This is a genomic window from Wolbachia endosymbiont of Drosophila incompta, assembly GCF_001758565.1.
In the GTDB taxonomy this organism is placed as follows: domain Bacteria; phylum Pseudomonadota; class Alphaproteobacteria; order Rickettsiales; family Anaplasmataceae; genus Wolbachia; species Wolbachia pipientis.
On the sequence record NZ_CP011148.1, the window covers coordinates 1,128,560 to 1,129,392 of the forward strand.

At 34.0% G+C, this 833-nt stretch carries 1 protein-coding gene and 1 pseudogene; both read right to left on the reverse strand.

Annotation, left to right across the window (positions count from 1 at the left end; translation table 11 throughout):
• Positions 1 to 230, reverse strand: a pseudogene (locus tag WG67_RS08780) (KAP family P-loop NTPase fold protein); the annotation flags it as partial.
• Between the two features lie 3 nt (positions 231 to 233).
• A partial coding sequence (recR, locus tag WG67_RS06470; protein WP_458694931.1) for a recombination mediator RecR occupies positions 234 to 833 on the reverse strand: 600 nt, incomplete at its 5' end.

The window sequence follows — 833 nt, forward strand, 5'->3', positions numbered from 1 at the left end:
TGTTTTAACTCTTTTACCCATTCTTTCAAAAAAAACGTCTTGCCCCATCCATCATATCCTTCCAAAGATATTATTGTAAAAGACTGATCAATTGTTTTAATTATAGTGTTGAATTTACCTGAAAATTGCTTATAGTTTAGGTGGTTATTTTCCCAAGCCACCACTTTAAGTGGTGGCACTATTTTTTTCTTTTTGAATGTTATTAGCGATATAAGTTTTTTTAAGCACATGTCTTATTTTATATTTAACTCATATTCTTGTCTTGAAGTAAGTGCTATCCTCAGCGTTCCTTCATCAAGATAGTCAATTTCTCCGCCCATTGGTATGCCGCAAGCAAGGCGTGATATTTTCACATCCAAATTTTTTAGCAATTCAATTATATATTGTGCAGTAACTTGGCCCTCTAATGTCGGATTAATTGCGATAATTATCTCTTCAATTTTAGACTCTGTCACTCTTTTCAGAATAGTGTCAAGGTTGAGTTCTTTTGGACCTATGCCATTTATTGCAGACAATCTGCCACCCAAAACATGGTATAAACCTGAATATATATTTCCTTTTTCAAACGCCCATAGATCACCTAATTCTTCTACTACACACAGTAACTTAGTGTCACGTTTTGGGTTAGTACAAATAGAACAAGGTGACTTAGTATCTAGATTTCCGCAAACTTCACACTCTATTATAAGATCTGCTAGCTCTTTAATCAAAGATGCAAGTGGTAGCATAACTTTTTCTTTGTTTTGGAGTAAATGTATAACTAACCTGCGTGATGATGATGGCCCTAAACTTGGCAATTTAGAGAAAGCATGAACTAGATTCTTTATGTTAAC